This window comes from Pseudoalteromonas sp. SR45-6 (assembly GCF_014163545.1).
In the GTDB taxonomy this organism is placed as follows: domain Bacteria; phylum Pseudomonadota; class Gammaproteobacteria; order Enterobacterales; family Alteromonadaceae; genus Pseudoalteromonas; species Pseudoalteromonas rhizosphaerae.
This window is the reverse complement of the sequence record NZ_JACJDM010000002.1, coordinates 195,505-213,195: the sequence shown is the minus strand read 5'-3', so window position 1 is coordinate 213,195 and position 17,691 is coordinate 195,505. Positions and strand designations below refer to the sequence as shown.

Below are 17,691 nucleotides of genomic sequence, written 5' to 3'. Positions count from 1 at the left end.
CCCTCGCTAACTTTACCCTCGCTAACTTTACCCTCGCTAACTTTTCCCCACAAAAAAAGCCGCTTAGTTTAACTAGGCGGCTTTGGAGGTTAGTCTCACTGTATTTGGGCGTGTCTCCAAACGAGTGAATACGTTACCAAGGAACTTTTTTTTTATTACGCTTAGATTGACTCTAAGGCAATTTTAACCATTTCATTGAAGGTGCTTTGACGCTCTTCACTTGGGGTTGCTTCACCAGTGATCACGTGGTCACTCACGGTAAATAATGCCATGGCTTTTGCGCCATATTCAGCAGCAACGCCGTATAAACCGGCTGTTTCCATATCTACCGCTAACATACCTAGTTTATCAAGTTCTTGATAAAAGCTGTTATCGGCTTGATAAAATGTGTCGGTGGTAAATACGTTACCCACTTTCGCTTTAATACCTAGCTCTTTTGCTGCATTAACGCCGTTTAATAGTAAATCAAAATCAGCAATTGCTGAGAAATCATAACCACGTACACGCGCACGGTTTACATTTGAATCTGTGCTTGCGCCTTGTGCAAAAATAACGTCACGAATTTTAATGTCGCTACCAATACCGCCACAGGTGCCGATACGAATTAGGTTTTTAACGCCGTAGCTGACGATTAATTCGCGTGCATAAATCGACATTGATGGAATGCCCATACCAGAACCCATAATGCTTACTGGTTTACCTTTATAAGTGCCAGTAAAACCATACATGTTACGAACGCCGGTTACTTTTACAGCATCATCAAGAAAATTTTCAGCAATGTATTGCGCACGTAATGGATCACCCGGCATTAATACCGTTTGTGCAAAATCGCCATTATTTGCGTCAATATGTGGAGTACTCATTATTCGTTTCCTTTTACTTTTAGCGCGTTAAGCTTATCAATAAAGCCATCGCCATATTCAAGTGCAGATAAGTTAAACCACTGGGCAAGTGTTTGACCTATGTCTGCAAAACTAGCACGTTCACCAAGCGGGGTATTTTCAAGCCCTACCTGATAAGCAAGTACAGGCACATATTCGCGGGTGTGCTCACTGCCCGGGAATGTTGGATCACAACCGTGATCCGCCGTAATAATTAGTACGTCGTCGGCTTTAAGCTGCTTAAGTATCGTTGGTAAGTAATCGTCCAACTGTTTAAGCGCTTTTGCATACCCAACAGGGTCGCGGCGATGACCAAATTTTTCATCAAAATCAACTAAGTTAGTAAATATCAAACTGTGATCTGGCGCTGATGCCATTACCTCAGTGGTTTTTGCTAACAAGTTTTGTAAGCCTGGGGCTTTGTGTTTTTGGGTGATCCCTTGATGTGCATAGATGTCAGATATCTTCCCTATACTAATCACTTCACCACCGTCATCGGCTAGTTTGTCTAGCAATGTTGGCGCTGGCGGTAACACTGAATAATCTCGACGATTGCCCGTTCTGGCAAAGTCTTGATTATTGGAACCCAAAAATGGCCGCGCAATCACTCGTCCTATGTTCATTTCATCAAGCAGCGCCCGTGTGATTTCGCAGACCTGATAAAGTTTTTCTAGACCGAAAATTTGTTCATGCGCGGCTATTTGAAACACGCTATCAGCTGAGGTGTAACAGATTGGTTTACCTGTTTTTACGTGCTCTTCACCTAGCTGTTCTAAAATAGTAGTACCCGAGGCATGGCAGTTGCCTAAAATCCCTGGGATACCGGTACGAGCAATCAGCTCGTCAATTAACTGTTGTGGAAAACTCGGTTGTGTTTTAGGGAAATATCCCCAATCGAATAACACCGGTACACCGGCCATTTCCCAATGACCTGATGGGGTATCTTTACCGCTAGAAAGCTCTTTAGCGTAACCCCAAGCAGCAATCGGTGTTTGGCGGTCACTAACAAGGCATGGTTCGTTGCCTGCAGCTTCACATGCATCAACTAAACCTAATAACGATAGGTTAGGTAGTGATAGCCGTTCGCCGGTTTCTTCAAAGTATGCTTTAAGCAAATGTGCAAAAGTGTTTGCGCCCACGTCGCCAAACTTATCAGCGTCTGGTGCTGCACCTATGCCTAGGCTATCTGCCATTAATATAATTGCTCTTGCCATACTCACCTCGATTATCCAATGTAGCTACTTTATATTTTTGTGCTTTTTAACGTACAGGACATAAGTCCTGTTTCATAAAACCTAAACATTATAAATTTCACCCCTTAAAGCGAAGCAAGAGAGATTATTCGTGTCTTTTTTGCTATTGTGATCTACCAACAATGTATCCTTCTGTGTGGATGAGAACTTTAGTGACACGAACAATAATAGCCATTGCTGGCGCTTCTGCGTCTGGCAAATCTCTTTTTAGCCAAACAATTTACAATGAATTGGTAAATGAGCTTGAACCAGGCGCCATCGCCGTGATTGAAGAAGATGCGTACTATAAAGACCAATCGCATCTGCCGTTTGATCATCGTACGCAAACGAATTACGACCACCCTGATGCGTTTGAACATGAGTTAATGTGTAAGCATTTAACACAGTTACGTGATGGCGAAGCGGTAGAAGTACCTACCTATGATTATGCGCAGCATACTCGCAGTGACAAAACACGCACTGTGATGCCAGCAGAAATTCTCATAGTTGAAGGGATTTTATTGCTTAGTGATAAAGCGCTACGTAAAGAATTTGATATCAAAGTGTTTATTGATACACCGCTTGATATTTGCCTGATGCGCCGTATGCAACGTGATATGGAGCAACGAGGCAGAACATTACAGTCCGTTGTTGAACAATATCAAGCTACAGTGAGACCGATGTTTTATCAGTTTATTGAGCCTTCAAAGCACAATGCTGATTTAGTGGTTACACGTGGTGGTATGAATCGTGTTGCGATTGATATAATTAAAAGTAAAATAAAATATTTACTGCAAAAATAACAACGGGAATAAGCAAAGATGACAACATTTATGAGCTTAGTCGGCATGTGTATGCTGCTAGGCATTGCATTTGCGGCTTCGACAAATCGCAAAGCAATTAGTTTAAGAACTGTCGGTATCGCTTTTGCCCTGCAATTTATAATTGGTGGTTTTGTCCTGTTTTCAGACGCAGGCAAAAATGCATTAGTTGGCATGTCAAAAGCCGTATCATCGGTAATTGGTTTTGCAAATGACGGAATAGCATTTTTATTCGGTCCGCTTGCTAGCCAAGATGCCTTAGGGTTTATTTTTGCCGTACAAGTTTTACCCGTTATTGTGTTTTTCTCTGCATTGGTTGCAGTGCTTTATCACATTGGCATTATGGATTGGATAATAAGAATATTAGGCGGTGGTTTACAAAAGCTATTAAAAACCTCACGCACTGAGTCGCTCTCAGCGACTGCGAACATTTTTGTTGGCCAAACAGAAGCGCCGCTGATTGTAAAACCATTTATAGCAACCATGACTAAGTCAGAGTTGTTTGCTGTTATGGTGGGTGGTTTAGCCACCGTAGCAGGCTCAGTTATGGCCGGTTACGTGATTATTGGTGTAGAGCTTAAATATTTAATTGCAGCCAGCTTTATGGCAGCGCCGGGTGGTTTCTTAATGGCCAAGATGATTGTGCCAGAGACCGAAACACCAAAAGATACTTTAGCTGATTTAGAGCTTGACGAAGACAAGCCGGTTAACGTAATTGATGCAGCAGCATCAGGGGCAGCAAACGGTATGCATTTAGCACTAAATGTAGGTGCAATGCTATTAGCATTTGTTGCTTTAATAGCTTTATTAAATGGTTTGTTTGGCGGCATTGGAGGTTTATTGGCTAGCATCGGCGGTTGGTCAATTAACTTCAGTCATTTATTATATAAAACTGCTGGTGACTGGGAGGTAATAGATGGAATCGCAAGTTTATTTAACTCCATTGGTGATTCGCTAAATAGCACGGGTGCTTGGATAAGCTCTTTAACGTTACAAATGATTTTAGGTTATATCTTTGCTCCGGTTGCCTGGTTACTTGGCGTACCGTGGAGTGAAGCAGTTATAGCCGGTAGCTTTATTGGTCAAAAAATAGTAGTCAATGAGTTTGTTGCTTATTTAGACTTTATGAATTATCGCGATACGTTAAGTGCGCACACACAAGCGATTGTCACATTCGCGTTATGTGGGTTTGCTAACTTATCATCGATAGCCATTTTACTAGGTGGATTAGGCGGTATGGCGCCTAGTCGGCGAAAGGATATCGCACGCTTAGGGCTCAGAGCAGTGTTAGCAGGATCTATGGCTAACCTTATGAGCGCCGCAATTGCAGGTTTTTTCCTCTCGCTAGCTTAGAAACTTTGAGATGAACCTTAGTTGCAAAACAATAGGATAAGCCTTTAAGGGGTTAAAGACTTATCTTACTTGAACGATACTTCACAAAGGGCCTTTATGGCCCTTTTATCGTTTTTAATTCACTGTTTACTTTCATAATACTTTTCCTAGTTATTGCTATACTCAAAGTTCTATCGTCAAAAAGAGAAAATAAATGCGGCTATTTATTAACCTGCTACTTCTTTGTATCAGTGTCCATAGTACTGCAAATCAAAACTTAATGGTTGTGACCGAGTTGTCACCGCCGAATCAAGTTTTGCTGAATAATCAGGTAACTGGTTATAGTACTGAGTTAGTAAATATGATTATTTTAGAGGCTAAGCTCAATGCCCCAATCAACATGTACCCTTGGGCACGTGCTTATAAAATGGCGGTTAATAATAGCAACACCTTAATTTACAGTATGGCACGCACTACGGAGCGCGAAACACTGTTTCATTGGATTGGGCCAGTAGCACAGTTTGAAATGGGCTTTGTAAAACTCTCTGAGCGCAGTGATATTAACTTTGATAATACAGAGCAAGCCAAGCAATATAAAATTGCCGTACAGCGCCATGACCTTGCATCGCAAGTATTAGTAAAACGTGGTTTCGAAGTATTGCTGACCACTGATATTCAAAAGTCATATCAGTTACTACTAGCAAGAAAAGTTGATCTGGTAGTAGACGATGCTAATTATCTAGCTTCAATGAGTGAGCAGCTAGCGATCAATGCTAACGCACTGACGTTCGTACATGCCATAGAAGGACTGGCAGTAGCTGGTTACTTAGCTGCAAATATTAATACTGATGAAGATATTATAAAGGCACTGCAGCAGGCTTTTTTAAAGGTTAAAAATACTGAAAAATACCGTCAATTAATAACGGCTAATTAATTAGCTATTTTACATAACGATGCCGATAAGCATCAAAGTTATCCACCGCTTTGAGTTTTTCTAACTGCTCATTGAAGCGCTCAACTATCTCGATAGGCATCTCTTTATTAAAAACTAAATAATTACCCTGTAATGTATTTACTGGCAGCTCAACAAGTTGGACGACTTCTTTACCACCGTGACCAAATTGCTGTAGTTGGTAATCTAAGGCAAACTCTGAGCCGAGAATTAAATCGATTTTATTTTTAAAAAATAAGTTCATATACTCATAGTGATGAGCTACTTTTAATAAGTTTTTATCTTGTTGGAAACCAATACTCTCCACTACCCCCTCATAAATATTGCCTCTAACGACACCTAAGGTGTATGCACTAACTTGAGTAATATCAGTTGGATTAATGTGTTTGTTATCACGAAGGCGATAAAAAAATGTACGCGAAGAAACCAGCGGGCCAACCCAGTAAAATAAATCTTCTCGCTCAGCACTGCGAGCGGTTGATACTAGCCCTGAGAGCTGATTTTTTTGCACTAAATCGTATGCCCTTGCCCAAGGCAACAGCTCAAATTTGCACTCCACTTGTGAAAGCTCACACAACGTACGCACAATATCTAAATTAATCCCTTGCAGCTGCCCTTTATTCGAAAAATTATAAGGGGGAAACTGTTCAGTAAAAATAGTAATTGTTGGCTTTGCAATGCAAGTAAATGTGAATCCAAGGCTAATTACTAGGATGAGTAATCGGTAGATAATCTATCTCGTTACAGAATAATAATAATAGATAAAGAATAGGAGGGGGAGCAAGTTACGTCAATTTTCAGACACAAAAAAGCAAGCCTAAGCTTGCTTTTTTTATTCTACCTAAAAGGTAAAATTATACAGCAGTGATGTTCTCTGCTTGTGGACCTTTTTGACCTTGTGAAAGAGTGAACTCTACACGTTGGCCTTCAGCTAAAGTTTTGAAACCTTCGCTTTTGATTGCTGAGAAATGTGCGAAAACGTCTGGGCCATTTTCTTGCTCGATGAAACCAAAACCTTTAGACTCGTTGAACCACTTAACTGTACCTGATACGATGTTAGACATTGTAATATCCTGATATAAAAATAAAATAATTGCTCTAATGAGCGGTGTAGCAAAAAATGAGATGGTACTTTAAAAACTTCAGGACGGTACTACAAGTATTACTTATACAACATCGAAATGGAGATTTATAGCTTTCATGCTTTCTTTCTAGCTGCAGCAAACTATACAGGGTTAATAAGTTATGTCAACACCTTTATTAATTAATATATAAATACACAGTCATGAGCCAACCTGTAGTAAATTCAAAACTAAAAAACAGCACGCAGCGGTAACATGCGTTTTTATAATGGCTTGTAAATACGACCAATAAAAAAGCCCTTGCAGCTAACTGCAAGGGCTTTTCTTAATCGTTACTAATATTATGATTAACGCTTACGGCGACGACCAAATATTGCTAATGGAGTAAGTAATAACATCAAGAAGCCTAGACTACCGCTACTTGATTTCGATTTGGGCTTTTCAACCACAGGTTCTGCTTCGTTGCTTACGGCAACCGTTACTTGCTCGGTAACCGATACGGTGCCATCACTGACCGCAACTTCGAACACGACTTCTTCGTCGCTTGTGATTGCGCCTGGAGTAAAGCTAAGTACCGCAGTATCTGCATTAGATAGTGTTGCGGTTGTGCCACTTACTTGTGTCCATGCATAAGTGAGTTCATCTGCATTTCTATCCGTGGCTACAGCATTTAAAGTACTGGTTACTGATTCCTTAATACCTAACTCACCGGTAACTGTTACTATAGGAGCTGCGTTATCACATGCGACTGCATCGCCAGCAATTACTGCTGAGAAGATTGGCGTTGTTACATTGTTAAATGTAAGGTTATCAATCCACCATCCTAAATCACCAACAGCGCCATCTGATGAAAGGCGAAAGCGTAGTTTTGCTCTATTACCATTGAGTTCACTACCAAAATTAATTGTTTCGTAGTTACCGTATACGTTATCCTGATTGATGTTGTTACCTGTAAACGTATCACGCTCTTGGATAGCTTGGGAGTCATTCTCAATTAACGGACCATCGTAACCACGATTAAATGTACCACCCATTTCAGTCACATCAACCCAGCTACCACCATTGACGCTAATTTCAACAACACCACCATCCCACTCGTTTTCAATACGATAAAAATGCCAGAATGACACCTCAAAGTCACCTGCAAAGCCAATATCAAATCCTTTAGTTTCTATCGCTACATCTGATTGGAAATCGTTGTTCTGCAAGAACATCGTTTGCTCACCAAGCTCAAAACCAAAGCTGTTGAAAAAGGCAACATTATCATCAGCTGCCATACTTTGTGTACCTTTAGCTAAATCACCACCGATCATTACATTTTCTTTTAGATCATATAATGATGCTCTCGCTACTTCCATGTTATCCATAGTTTGCGCGCCGACTGGCTGTTTTTCTTTAAAAGCCATGTTGACCGAATAAGTAACTTTTTCAGTGGCAGCTTCAACAATTTCATCGTCAGCAGATAACTCTGGGAATGATACTTCAATTTCTAAGTTTTCAGCTGTACCTGATTCATTTAAGGTAAACTTAAGGGGTGAACTCGTTGCAGTCGAAAATGGCATTGTGTCAGCAAATGTAACTAAACCATCATTTTCAAATGTCACATCATGATCACTGACCACAGTCAGTTGAGCTTGCGTACCAGTAAGCATTTTACTACCAGTATTTGTAATACTCACAGTTAATGTGGCCGTTTCACCTTTATCGACAATACCGTCATTTGAACAAAAGCCTAGCTCTGCACCATTGTAGTTTGCATCAATAGCCACATCTTTGAGGTTAAAGCTAGCCAGTTCCATCTTGTCAGATTCTACAACGCCCGTTAAATCTTCACTGAAACGATCTGGCGCTACAGCACCTAAACCCATGCCGCGTTTAGCAAATGCACCTAAAATCAGCTCATAATCTTTGGTATCAACAGCGTATGCCGCCGCTAATATCGCATCACGTGCTTCAGTATATAAAGGCGCAATTGGTGTTAGTTTATAGCCTGCAACAAGGTAGTTAGCCATGCGATTTTGTGCTTCTTCAAAACCATGTTCATTGATTAATGCTACATAACTTTCCCAAAGCATAGTCGCCCAAATTTCACCCGCAGCATGTGGAGAGGCTACACTTGTTGGTGAAATGCCTACATCTGCACCTGCATTTTCAGTAATGTGACGGAATGAAAGCGGATTAACTTCTTTATTTGTAGAGTATGGTACACGACGAATACCATAGTAGAAGTCTTCAACAAACGTACCACTGCCGTATGCTTTTTGGAACTTGTCGTTACCTGTGATGTTGATGTCATCAGCTTTAGCAATAAACATCAGGGAGTGGAAATCACCCCAGCCTTCACCCATTGCACGGCCTTGGAAGTTAATTAGACCCGCAGAGTTACCAACTAAACGGTTACTAATATAGTGGCCCCATTCATGAGCAATAATACCGTTATCAAGTGTGCCATCTTTTAACTTGGCATTATTGAACATATTAACAGTAACTGTATTACCAGCACTTATAGAGTCATACATCAGATGACCATCAGCAAAGTTAAGACCCATATTAGGAATTAACACAGCATCATCTTCACCGCCCATAGCCGCAGGCTCATCAGTGTCTGGAACGTTGTTTACAACAATTGCGCCTATTGCTCCAACTTCTTGAGCATGTAAAACTTTTGCTGTGAAGTTGCACGAACCACGATCAATTAGGGCAATTTTTCCAGCTAACTCTGCGCCATTAGTTGCAGGCTCACAGCCATCGAAAACGCTATCTGAATCAGTGTCATTACCATCAACCAAACGTACAACTTCAGCTGTAACATCAGCAAATTGGAATTGCCCAAAGCCCGAGACTTTAGAAGACTCAAGAACTCCAATAGTTGCGTCAGAGGTTACAACCACACCAAAGTCTGTGCCTACTTTTGCGTCTTTACTATTATACAAATACATTTGCATACGTGGACTTGCACCATCAGCTGGTGTTGCCATATTAGCATTATCTAAACCGCTATTATCTTGCGCTTGAGCCTCAATTGGATCCCCTTCAATGCCACCGCGCTCATAGTTAGAGAGCTGAGCTACATTCGAAGTTTCATCAAAACCATGATCATAGAAGAAGTCGTGCAAAAAGTTATTCATGTAGAATAAGTTTACAATTGCCGCTTTGCGATTGTCGTAACTGTTTGCGACTTGATCAACTTGATAGGGGTAATCAAATGTAAAATCTGAGGTTGTTTCAGCAGTGAAGTCACCTTCAGTGAAACCTTGTGGTGCTATAACGTCGGCATATGCAAATACGTTATTACCAGATGTAGTTGTAGCATCATCAGTAAGCCATGGATCCATGGTGCTTAACTTACTGTAATAAGAAAGGCTCACTATCGGTGCATCAAGGATTTCGGTTTCATCTGTTTGATCAGGACCGTCAGCAGGAATAACATCACCATGTGGGCCTTCCCATGGGTAACCATCTGCATCAGCCCAGACACGGTAGTTAAAATCAGCAGCATGCGCTTTCAGGTCTTTTTTGAAATATACTTTGCTGTTTTTTGCACCAATAACATAGCTGAAGTAGTCACTTTCTAAACTGCTCTTATCTGCGACTTCAACTTCAACATAATAAGCTGATTCAAGTTGACCATTAACCTCAAAGAATACTTTTTTAGCGCGCGGCTGGCCAACTACAACTTTATCACCACTTTGATTAGTTACAGTGTATTTAACGTAATCGCCTTGTTCAGTTGATTTTGTAAGGGATACATTAATATCTGCTAGCTTTTTAATCGCTTGTTTAATGCTCTGCTCAGCACCAACAAAATCAGCTAATGGTGCTAATGAACGTTTAGTATTTGCACTTGTGTTAGCAAAATAGCCTGATCCTGCCACCAAGTTATGTTCCTTATCCATGATAAGGTTATATTCACGATTAAAAACTTCAACGCCATGAACTTGTTGTTTATATTTAGCCGTTACAGAACCACTTTTTTGTTTAGATAAATCTGCAAGAACTGCGTTTGACGTCCCTTTTTTACTAGTACTGAAACCGGTTAAAGCATTTAAATAAAAATCTGCAGCGTATGCATTTCTTTGTTCAGGTAAAACAACTGACATATTAGGTTTTGCTTGACCAACGGCTTGCCAAAGAAACGTTGCCTTGCCAAGCTGAGCATCAAAAATTGAATCATGCCCCGATACTGTTCTACGTTCAGCTAATGCACGTTGCTGGGTTATTTGTGGATTAAATTGAACTTGAGAGCTGACGCTTGGCGCATTAAAAAATCGAGTTTGCTCAGTAGCTTGTACTTGAGTCGATGCCAAAATAGCCGTAACCATCGAAGCAACGGCCGTTACTTTAAATTGATACATTAATAATCCCCTGTTGTTATAATTTTAATTTGGTTAACATTCATAACCAAGAACAATGTACACTAATGATGTTAACCAAAGAAAGCAAAATGTAAACAAAGGTAAATGAGAGAATTTCAAATATGTCAAATAACTTTAAATTACAGCTAGTTATAATTGCAATTGCACTAATGAGTGGATGTAAAAAAAATGAAACGCTAACTGACAGTGCCGAAAATAGCATCAATGCTAGTAATGAAAAAGCTCAAGAAGTAGCTTTAAATACTTCACAAAAACTAAAGAATGTAGAAACAACACTTTTAGTTAGCAATTCAATTAATAATAACGGGGAAAAGATTAGCTATAAAACGGATAAATTGCTTAAAGGAACAACTGTCCATAATCACGCGACATCGGAGCAAGGAATTGTCACTGGAGCCGTGTTTATCACCTTGAAAAGCGATGATATTCCGCTAGCACTCAAAAGTACGTACAACACAAAAAAAATTACCAAGCACACCTATCAATTCCTAGTCGATAAAAATACCGACTTGAAATCAACAATAAGTGATTTAAAGCAATATACCGTTATTGATACTATTGAAATCGCAATTAATTATTCACCCATTGAGGAGCAGTTTTAATTACTCGACCACAAAGTCAAAATAGGTATTCGGGTAGGCTTGCGGCTGATAGGTAAAGTGCCACCACTCCATTGCGTAAGGCGAAAATCCAGCGGCCAACATGATATTTTTTAACTTATATCTGTTTGCTTGTTGGTCTTGAGTAATACGCGGATCATCGGTATTTGAGATGGTATCGAACATATCAAACAGTGAGCCCATATTTAGTGCTTTGCCTTGACTATCTGTCAAAGTTAAATCAATTGTTGAACCACGGCTGTGGCCTGATTTAGCTGCGATATAATCACCGAGTAACTGATCTTTTCCTAAATTAGGGTAATACGCTGCTTTGGTTTTTGTGTCAGTTGCGTCGTTAACCCAACGCACAAAGTGGTCAACGGCTCGTTGTGGTCGATAACAATCATAAATTTTAAAATTATAACCTGCTTGCTCCGCCTGAGAATGTGCTTTTACCAGCGCTGCAGCTGCCGTTTTATGCAATAAGCATTTAGGCGCGTTATAACCTTCGATTGGTTTACCAACAAAGTTTTGCCCACTAAAATAGCGAATATCAAATAATGCGGTCGGTATTAACGTTGCAACATCAACAAACTCACTACGATAGCTTTGAGCTGGGTCGGAATATGTAGCGTTAGCGTCATGGGCAATTGCTGCACTGCTTAAAGCATACACTCCAAGCAGTGACATTAGTTTAAAACTGATATTTAACAACATTGTAGTAGCTTATAACATTAAAAACAGGCTATTAATATTGCATAGTTAAAAGCCATTGCCAATAAATTATTCCTGCTCGACAAGTTCAGATTGGATAAACTGAGAATCATCAGATTGGATAAACTGAGAATCATCAGATTGGATAAACTGAGAATCAATAATACACCGATTACGACCCGTTTTTTTCGCTTTGTATAAAGTCTGATCCGCTTGTTTGAGTATCTCTTCAACACTCAATTGCATCAGTGGCCAGCCAGAAATACCTATTGATATGTTGATACTTCCTACTGGTTCGATGATTGTTTCTGATACACGCATACGTAATCGTTCCGCAAGTTGATAAGCTGATTTGGCGTTAATATTTGGTAATATAACAATAAACTCTTCTCCCCCCGTACGTGCAACAAAATCATTTTCACGGGTTACATCAACAATAATTGTAGCCAACGATTGCAAAACAATATCACCAATATCATGGCCAAACTCATCATTAACACGCTTAAAAAAATCAATATCGATAGCAAGCACAGTGAAGGGTGTTTGCTGTAAAGTTAATTGATCTAACATGAGCTCCAGGCTACGTCTGTTATGTAAGCCCGTAAGTGGATCTGTTTGTGCTTCATGCTGTAATAGACCAATCTGGTTTTGTAATAAGCCGACTCCTTTTAGCATAGCTAAACGCAGTTCAGAGCTTTCATAATACCAAGACCGCACTTGCTTTAACTGTTGCGAAGTTGACGGGTTATCAAGTGTTTTAGCCGTTTCTGCAAGTTGCCTTAACGGCTTTGAAATTAACCGAGCTAGCACCCAAATAAATATAAAGGTTGCCAACCCTACTGGCAGGGTTCGATATAAAACATTCATCATTAAATCGTCTAATGGCGCAAATGTAGCGTCTAATGGTCGTTGTGTGACAATGCCCCAAGAGGCACTTTTTAATGGTGCATAACCTGCCAGCATGACAATGTTTTGACTATTAATTAACTGCCTAGTGCCGCTTTCACCTCTTAGCACCGCTTCGATCACTGGATTGCCAAAAACTTGTTCACCGATCCGAGCAACATCAGGGTGATAAAGTAAGCGCCTATTCTTATCAATAACATAGATATATGAGCCGTCTTTATGAAAATGTACTTGCAGTAAGTCGTGTAAAATCCCTTTTTGTTTTAGATATAATGTCCCTCCTATGTAGCCAAGGTATTCACCTTGAGAGTTAAATATCGGATGCGAAATAACTATCACGAGGTTCCCTACCGCAGAAATATAAGGCTCACTGATCATTGGCTTTTTATTCGCTAGTGCTTGTTTTGCACCATCACTTTCTAAAAGTTGACCTTTTAGCTTTAGACTCAATGGTGAATGGGCTAATACCACACCATTTTTGTCAACGACAACCGTTGAGTTAAAGCTATCAGTTTGCAACCTAAGTCGCTGCGCCTCTTGCGCAAGAGTGTTTGCATCATTAAATTGGATAGCAAGGATTTTTGCTGAATAAGCGAGTTGCTGCTGAGCAGCCAGTAGAAACCGGTCAGTGGCAGAGACAAGTTTAGCGGCATACGCATTATGGTTTTTTAAGGTTTGCGATTGTAGCTGCTGTTTTTGTACTTGGTAGCTGGAATAAAAGCCATTTAGAAAGGTGATCACAGTCACTGAAATAGCTAAAAATAAGATTAACTTTTTTAAATCAAGATTGATATTAACACGGTCTAGCAAAATACTTACTTCTCTATGCTGGCCTTGTATTTCCTTGGCAATTATACTAACGATAAATGATAGCAAATAGCTCCCATACGATCCAGCTAAAAGCTCGTAAAGTACTTATTTCTGTTGTTCCCAACGGCTAATAATTTATTTCTATGCAATTTTTAGACCGCGCTCAGCTTGGCTCTCGCGACATAAAAATTTTAAATTCAAATACTTGTAATATTATTTGAATTTTCACTACATGCCAGTTGAACTTATGCAACAATTTGTTGCTGAGCTTGCGCTAAGCGATTGCTGTTTCCCCATAGAAAAATCAATTTATCTGTTTGCGCTTTTAACAAAATAAGCGAAGAAAATTTACCTTGCGCAAAATGAATAAATTATTACAATTAAAAGACAAATAACAAATAAAAGAACGTTATGGTTAAACATCACTGCCAGAATATATTATCACAATTACCCAGTCATCGTTTGCTCGCCTTAGATGTACTGCGAGGGTTCACTATCACTGCGATGATTCTAGTCAATAACCCAGGGAATTGGTTATATACCCACTGATTTAATTTTCCCATTTTTTATTTTTAGTGTTGGGATGTCGATCACACTATCGGTTAATGCAATCCAGGCAAAAGGAATTATCAGGAATATTTGCGGATACTATATAAGCACTGAAAAAAACCTTGGCAAACAAGTCAGAATATTTACCCTAGTGGCTATTACAAGCATTGTTTGCGGGTGCTTACTTTCACTTTTAATACCAATAAACAAAGCACTATGGACACCAAGCTATGTAATAATCAGCTCAGGACTAGCGATGTTATGCTATGCACTGTGTAGCTATATTCTCGATATTCGTAAAGTTCGCTTGTGGAGTGCGCCGTTTTTAGTGTTTGGCGCTAACGCTATTTTGTTCTTTATGTTTGCTGGCATCGTAGCGCGTATTTTAATTATGATCCCAGTGGCTGATACAAGTTTAAAAAGTGCTATAAACGCGGGATTTTTTGGAAAGTATAATGTCTAAGCCTCATCAAGAGGCTGCTTGACTCACTTTATCTAATAAATACAGCACAGATTGGTAGTTAATACCGCTGTGCTGAGTTAAGCCAATTTCACAACTGCGGCTATTAGAAATACCGCTACTGCAATTTTGAGGCACTTGGTTACGCAGCGTTTTTAATGCATTAGCATTTAGCTCTGGCAAGTTAAAGCCCTTATCGCCGGCAAAGCCACAACATTCAATATCAGCCGGAATAATCACTTCGTCACTGCATGCTTTAGCTACGGCAACAAGTTGTTGTTCACTGCCACGGCGTTTGCTACTACAGGTAACATGTAACATAACCGGCTCTGGTTGGGCTGTGATGGTCAGCTTAGGCAATAAATATTGATAAGCAAACTCAGCGCTTTCGAGTACTGTTAAACCGCGCTGTTGCGCTGCATCATTGCTTGTTAATGCACATGGACTGGCGTCAAAAATAATCGGGTAACGACCATTTTCAGACACCTGCTGCGCGATATCGAGTAACTGCTCAGCTTTACTTTTTGCCTGTTCAGGTAAGCCTTTACTGGCAAAGGGCATGCCACAACATAGCTCATTAATTTGCATCGGCAGTAACAGTTCAATTCCCGCTTTAGTCGCGAGGCTATGCATAACTTGCATAATTGAGCGGCGGTCATCCGCTTGCTCATCGGCTGCAAACACCCTGCTGGCACAACTGGGAAGATAAACCACTTTATCAGGCTGTTGTGCATGTACTATGCTGTGATTAATTGGCTGCTCCCCCCTTGGCCACGCTGAATAATAAAGTGGGGTGCCAATCAGCTTATTAGTAGGTTTGGTTAAAGTACGCAGTGCCTGTGCACCAATGATGTTTCGCACCATCGCCATACTGGTTAAACCAAAGCGTGCTGTATTTGCTAATACCGCAAAATGTTTGACCGCAAAACTGGCTATGCGCGGCGCCACTTTTGCATTGAGTTGCTTTTTTGCCCTCAGGGATTTTATAAATTCACCGGTGTTAATACCAACGGGGCATTTCATGCCACACAGCCCGGTTGCTGCACAGCTATCAATACCTAAATATTGAAAATCTTTTTCGATACTGCTGAGCTGACGATTAATGTGCTGTTTTTCGCTAATATCACCGGTGTTACTAAGTTGATTAACCAATTCAGTGCGACGTCGCCACAGCGTAATACGTTGGCGCGGCGTTAAGGTGAGTCCTTTTGATGGGCATACGGTTTCGCAAAAACCACACTCAATACATTTGTCGATTATATCGTCGCTGCTAGGCATGGTTTTTAAATGCTGAATATGGCAGTTTTCATCGGTATTGATGATCACTCCTGGGTTTAAAATGTGGTCTTTATCAAACAATTGTTTAATACGCTGCATCACAGCAAAGCCATCAGTGCCCCATTCAGTTGCCACAAACGGCGCCATATTTCGCCCAGTACCATGCTCAGCTTTTAATGAGCCATTAAGTTCAACCGCCACCAGTTGCGACACGTCCCGCATAAATTGCTCATAACGCGCTACTTGCGCTGGTGTATCGAATGCTTGGGTAAATACAAAATGCAAATTACCCGCTAAGGCATGGCCAAAAATAATCGCTTCATCGTAACTGTATTTATCAAATAATTGATGCAGAGCTTTAACACCCTGAGCTAATACATCCAGCTCAAAAGCCACGTCTTCAATGATCACAGTGGTGCCATTTTCGCGCACTGCACCGACTGCCGGGAACGTACCTTTACGAATATTCCATAATGATGCATTGCGCTTAGCATCTGTTGAAAACGCCATAATCGCTAATTGATGGGCGCTAAAATGTGCGACAAGCTGATCCACTTGTTGTTGTAAATTAACTAATTGTGTTGCGTCTTCTGCACGTACTTCGATTAATAATGCTGCACTATCTGCTGGGTAGTTATGAACATCTTTAGGCATGATGTCATGATGCGCGACGCACAGGAGCGAGCGCTTATCCAATAACTCAACCGCCGCTACATCAAGCGTTGCTAGCTGCTTTACTAATTCACAGACTTGGCTTATGTCATCAAAAATAATAAACGCTGAGCTTTTATGAGCATGATCAATCACCGTGTGGTAAGTAATATCAGCAATAAACCCCAGCGTACCTTCAGAGCCAATCATTAAATGCTTAATGATCTCAATCGGATCAGTGTAATCAATTAGCGCGTTTAAACCATAACCCGTGGTATTTTTTAAGCGGTATTTATGAGCGATACGCTGTGCCAACTCAGGATTATTTGTAACCTGCTGGGCAAGCGCAGTGATATCGTTAATAAACGGTTGATGGCTATGTAAAAATTTAGAACGGCTTTGCTCACTGCGTGTATCAAGCACTGTACCGTCAGCGAAGATTAAGGTCATGTCCTTTACTGTATGGTAACTATTTTGTGCCACGCCACAGCACATACCTGATGAATTGTTGGCTGCCATGCCAGCGATTTTACAACTATTGATTGAAGCGGGATCAGGGCCAATTTTACGGCCAAAAGGCGCAAGTACGGCATTGGCACGAGCACCAATAATAGCTGGCTCTAACCGAATGGCAGCGCCGTTATCTTCAATTTGATAACCAGACCAGCAATCACTAAGCAGCACTAATACAGAATCTGTAATTGCTTGGCCTGATAGGCTAGTACCGGCGGCACGAAAAGTAATGGCAACTTTATATGTTGCAGCGGCACTGATGACCTGTTGCGCTTGTTGCTGATCAGCAACCAGTACTATTAATTGCGGCACTAAACGATAAAAGCTGGCATCAGTGCCAAAAGCATAGCGCCTAGGGTAATCTTCAATAAACGCCGAGGCAGGCAGCTTATCACTGAGTTGTTGTTGAAATAGTGTCAGTGCTGTTGCCATTATTTGCCCCTTTGCGTTCTGTTAATTTACTCGCTTGGCGACCCACCAAGCATTATGGAATATATTATTACTTGAAATAAGAGCGAATTACCATTAATAAAAG

13 protein-coding genes are annotated in these 17,691 nt (G+C 40.5%); 5 read left to right on the top strand and 8 right to left on the bottom strand.

The features are described 5' to 3' along the window. Nucleotides 1–161: 161 nt before the first annotated feature. A complete protein-coding gene (deoD, locus tag H5158_RS02085) occupies nt 162–863 on the bottom strand; it encodes a purine-nucleoside phosphorylase (protein WP_145238795.1) in 702 nt (233 codons plus the stop codon). Continuing rightward, nucleotides 863–2,095 carry a phosphopentomutase gene (locus H5158_RS02080; RefSeq protein WP_182739357.1) on the bottom strand — a complete coding sequence of 411 codons (1,233 nt, stop codon included), beginning with the start codon at nt 2,093–2,095 and terminating at the stop codon, nt 863–865. Before H5158_RS02080 ends, deoD begins: the two co-directional genes overlap by 1 nt. Before the next feature lie 191 nt (nt 2,096–2,286). Between H5158_RS02080 and udk the strand changes: the two genes are divergently transcribed. The 3 genes from udk (at nt 2,287) to H5158_RS02065 (ending at nt 5,200) form a co-directional block, all read left to right on the top strand. Further along, a complete protein-coding gene (gene udk / locus H5158_RS02075; protein ID WP_149980367.1) occupies nt 2,287–2,916 on the top strand; it encodes a uridine kinase in 630 nt (209 codons plus the stop codon). An 18-nt stretch (nt 2,917–2,934) separates the two neighbouring features. Then, nucleotides 2,935–4,287, top strand: coding sequence for a NupC/NupG family nucleoside CNT transporter (locus tag H5158_RS02070; RefSeq protein ID WP_182739356.1), 1,353 nt, complete (start codon nt 2,935–2,937; stop codon nt 4,285–4,287). A gap of 193 nt (nt 4,288–4,480) precedes the next feature. Further along, nucleotides 4,481–5,200 carry an ABC transporter substrate-binding protein gene (locus H5158_RS02065; protein ID WP_182739355.1) on the top strand — a complete coding sequence of 240 codons (720 nt, stop codon included), beginning with the start codon at nt 4,481–4,483 and terminating at the stop codon, nt 5,198–5,200. Nucleotides 5,201–5,204: 4 nt separating this feature from the next. Here the strand turns inward: H5158_RS02065 and H5158_RS02060 are convergent, their stop codons facing one another. The 3 genes from H5158_RS02060 to H5158_RS02050 form a co-directional block, all read right to left on the bottom strand. After that, complete coding sequence (locus H5158_RS02060; protein WP_310736217.1) at nt 5,205–5,876, bottom strand: transporter substrate-binding domain-containing protein; 672 nt, start codon at nt 5,874–5,876, stop codon at nt 5,205–5,207. Nucleotides 5,877–6,072: 196 nt separating this feature from the next. Continuing rightward, nucleotides 6,073–6,282, bottom strand: coding sequence for a cold-shock protein (locus tag H5158_RS02055; RefSeq protein ID WP_058559473.1), 210 nt, complete (start codon nt 6,280–6,282; stop codon nt 6,073–6,075). A 365-nt stretch (nt 6,283–6,647) separates the two neighbouring features. Continuing rightward, entirely contained in the window at nt 6,648–10,655 is a 4,008-nt protein-coding gene (locus tag H5158_RS02050) for a rhombosortase-dependent M36 family metallopeptidase (RefSeq protein ID WP_182739354.1), read from the bottom strand. 122 nt (nt 10,656–10,777) lie between these two features. On the opposite strand from H5158_RS02050, the gene H5158_RS02045 reads away from it, so the two are divergent. Further along, on the top strand, nt 10,778–11,278 hold the full coding sequence (locus H5158_RS02045; RefSeq protein WP_182739353.1) for a hypothetical protein: 501 nt from the start codon (nt 10,778–10,780) through the stop codon (nt 11,276–11,278). Here the strand turns inward: H5158_RS02045 and H5158_RS02040 are convergent, their stop codons facing one another. Together H5158_RS02040 and H5158_RS02035 are read right to left on the bottom strand one after the other, a co-directional pair. Further along, complete coding sequence (locus H5158_RS02040; RefSeq protein ID WP_182717341.1) at nt 11,279–11,992, bottom strand: M15 family metallopeptidase; 714 nt, start codon at nt 11,990–11,992, stop codon at nt 11,279–11,281. 66 nt (nt 11,993–12,058) lie between these two features. Continuing rightward, complete coding sequence (locus tag H5158_RS02035; protein WP_259399180.1) at nt 12,059–13,771, bottom strand: sensor domain-containing diguanylate cyclase; 1,713 nt, start codon at nt 13,769–13,771, stop codon at nt 12,059–12,061. A gap of 739 nt (nt 13,772–14,510) precedes the next feature. Here H5158_RS02035 and H5158_RS02030 point away from each other — a divergent pair. Next, nucleotides 14,511–14,717: a hypothetical protein gene (locus H5158_RS02030; protein ID WP_182739352.1), complete on the top strand. Its 207-nt coding sequence runs from the start codon at nt 14,511–14,513 to the stop codon at nt 14,715–14,717. A 6-nt stretch (nt 14,718–14,723) separates the two neighbouring features. Here the strand turns inward: H5158_RS02030 and H5158_RS02025 are convergent, their stop codons facing one another. Further along, nucleotides 14,724–17,588 (bottom strand): FAD-binding and (Fe-S)-binding domain-containing protein, encoded by a 2,865-nt coding sequence (locus H5158_RS02025; RefSeq protein ID WP_182739351.1) that lies wholly within the window; start codon nt 17,586–17,588, stop codon nt 14,724–14,726. Nucleotides 17,589–17,691 lie beyond the last annotated feature (103 nt).